The 3,505-nt window shown below is 39.1% G+C and carries 1 protein-coding gene; it reads left to right on the forward strand.

Annotated features, from left to right (window positions below):
- Positions 1–500 precede the first annotated feature (500 nt).
- Positions 501–3,505, forward strand: a 3,005-nt coding sequence (locus tag V8F51_RS31405; protein WP_337104440.1) for a hypothetical protein, incomplete at its 3' end; no start/stop codon positions are given.

Here is a 3,505-nt window from a genome sequence, read left to right on the forward strand (position 1 = left end):
AAAACAAACGGCAAAGGAGGTTCCCCATGCCGTTTCGGATTACATTCATATTCCTGATCTTGTCTTAGAGGTTATCTTAATGACATTGCCCCATTGGGTGCCTTTAATTTTCGCCCTATTGATGATACGCTGAACCGTATCACAAGTAGTGCGAAATTAATGCCTTTCGGGGCCATCCTGCAAGGATGGCTCTTAAACTTGCCATTACAGCCTAAATAAAGGAGCAGCACTGGAAAATCTACCATCCTCAGCAAAGTTTAGTTCTACTTTCGCTGGTTTGTATAAAGATGCAATCTATCTGAGATTCGAGGGTAGAAAATTTGAACTCAAATCTCTCTTTTTTAATACATTATGCTATTATATTACAAATAGGCAGGGTATCTTTTTCGGAATATTCAACGATAATGGCAAGCCGTCAACAAGCTGCCGAAGGGGTTTATTTTGCCAAAATGAATTACATTTACATATATTGTCTGGAAAAAATTAATTGGAGGTATAAAATGAATCGGATTATTAAGAAGCTATTATTATTAGGAAGTATGGCTTGCATATTCTTTTCTATTTTATCAACTGTTTTCATTTATAATCCTAAAGCATTTGCTTCTGATGTAATTGAAGAACCGGATGCTCAGCAAATAACTGAAATCCAATCGATCGCATCGCAGTCTATAAAAATAAACGCTTCACTAGTTAACAGTAGAAAAAAAATTGATGCGTCAACTGACTCTGATATGAAATCTGATAAGAGATCGGATATGAAAGCATTAAGCGCAATTTCCAAAAACTTAATTGTTAATGGTGATTTTGAATATGATCCAAATTACTCTGGTTCATGGGAACTGTATAGTGTAAATGGAAGAGGAACACCAACATTTACATGGGACAATATATCTCATGGCAATGGAGAGAGTTCTGTAAAGATTAGCGGTAAAAAAATCACTGCTTTTCTTGGAAATACAGTATCTATCAATCCTGGGAAGGTATATTCTTTGAGTACATGGAGTAAAGGTTCTGGAGTATCAGTAACTGGAAATGAAATCGGATCCTTTATTTCTATAGAACAATACGACAAGGATGGTAACTATATCGATGGTTCCCAGAGATCTGTCAGTTCGAAAGGCACATTTGGATGGACTCCGGCTTCTATTCATTTTGTAGCAGATCCAAATGCAGATAGTGTGTTTATCCTTCTTGCTTTGGACGGCAGCGGTTCGGTTTGGTACGATGATGTTTCACTGGTTGAGACAGGAAATATCCCGGCTGGTGAAATCAATAGGTACATACCCCATATTACCTATAAAGGTTTTAACGTATCTTTAGATGGAGCAAAATATAGTAACGTCGCAGCAACCGCATCAACCTACCAATGGGAGATCCAGTCCAAACCCGTTGGAAGCCTGAGTGCACTAGCGAATAGCAATAATAAGGTGACCTCTTTTGTTCCCGATGTAGCTGGTGATTATATTCTCTCTCTAACTGTAAGCAACGGTTCCACTAAGATTGATCAAAAGCAAGTAACCGTCAAAAGCAAGGAATTTAACAATACTACAGAAGATACCGTAGATTATTATATGAGTCAGGCGACTTCAAATTATACGAATGGATATACTCTGAAGGATATGATCCCGCTTACGGATGGGTGGCTGCTTCTGGGGGATATACTAAATAGTAAAATCATTTTCTATAATGTTTTTACGGGCGAGATCGGAAAGCAATATCAACTTCAGGCAGTACCTGATCGAATTGATTTTGATTTTAATAGAGGTATTATTCTTGCTACTCAGGCGAATACCAATAAAATTGCAAAAATTGATGTTAATTTAAATACGATTACTTATATAACAACAAAAAATAAAAATGCCGATGTGATTTTTGGGGAAGGTAACATTGCCTTTGCATCTTCGAGTGCAATCAGTATTATTGATATCAACCAAAACAATGAGCTTTCGACATACACTTCCAATAGAGTTCGTGGGGACTTTTTGGCATACGATAAGAATAATAACAACTTGCTTCTAGGAGACAAAGGTATAAGTTCCAGTACTTTAATGAGATTCCAGTATGACGAAACCAATCAGCAATTAACTTATAAAGAACAATTGAGTGCAGGAGAAAATGGTCAGGACCTTACCATTTCTAATGATGGCCTACATGTCGCCTATCCCAATGGCGCAGGAAACGGACCAGGTTACACCATTTTTGATATTGACAGCAGCAATATTACAAACAAATTTGGTGAGTGGGACACAGGAGCGTATCCTACTGCTGCGGCATTTAGCGGTGATAATACATTCATTGTCACAACAGATAGAGACACGATTAAACTATTTGATGTGAATACACATCAATTAATAAAAACATATAGTGATCTGCCATATATATCTTATGGAGATGTTAATAAGGTTGGTATATCCAGAGGGGATAAATTAGTATTTGGATATATTGACGGTACAGCGTTTGATAATACGAACAGAAGGATTTATTTTAATTCGGTTAGTTCTTCAAACAATACGCCAGAAATAACCTTAAATAGTATTCATACAAATACGCCCAGTCCACAAATAGTAGGTAAGCCTATACAAATCAGTGCTAATGCAAGCGGCAGCTCTGAAATGCAATATCAATTTATGATATTTGACGGCTACTCCTGGACTCTGGGACAAGCCTATTCAGAGAATAATACATTCAGCTGGACACCTGATCACGCAGGAAATTATTCAATCGTTGTAGAGGTGAAAGATAACAATTCTTATTTTGGCTATGATGCTTATGGTGTATTAAATTACTTTATCGAGACGCCTGTTCCTATTTCGCTAAAAGCGAATCCTTCATCATTGACCCTAGTACAAGGCCAATCGGAAGCTTTTCCGACCATTACCGGGACACTCAGGAATGGATCTGCAATTGATGTGACTACCTACAGTACCTTTACATCTACGAATACTAAAATTGCAACAGTCGAAAATGGCAAGATTAAAGGAATGGGTCCTGGGAGTACTACTATTCGAGTTTCCATGGGTACAGTCAATACTACAATTAATGTGACAGTAAAACCTTCTGCTAAGATAACTGCAGCGACAGGCACCGCCTTCAAGGAAGGTTCAGAGAATGGGCAGTTAATAACGGTGAAGCTGACTAATGGAGACATCAATGCGAATCCGGATAACGCAACAGTGAAGCTTACAGGGCTGCCTGATGGCATCACGCAGGGGAAGGTAACATGGCTGAGCAAGACGTCACTGACGATCGCGCTTGTGGGTAACAGTACAGTGGATTATGATACGAATGCGACGGCAATAGTCACGATAGATAAAGGACAGGTGACCCCTGCACAGACGTCAGATCTAACCTCCCCGGTGACATTGAAGGCCACAGTGGAAACGACACCTGCGGCACCTGCCATCATCTTTAGCTTCGATGGGATAAATGCAGGCAAGCTGAAGGGAATCAAGGCAGGCATGATGGAATACAGCCTTGATGGAGGAACGGGTTATATAACAGCTGT

This window comes from Paenibacillus sp. YIM B09110 (assembly GCF_037167145.1).
In the GTDB taxonomy this organism is placed as follows: Bacteria; Bacillota; Bacilli; order Paenibacillales; family Paenibacillaceae; genus Pristimantibacillus.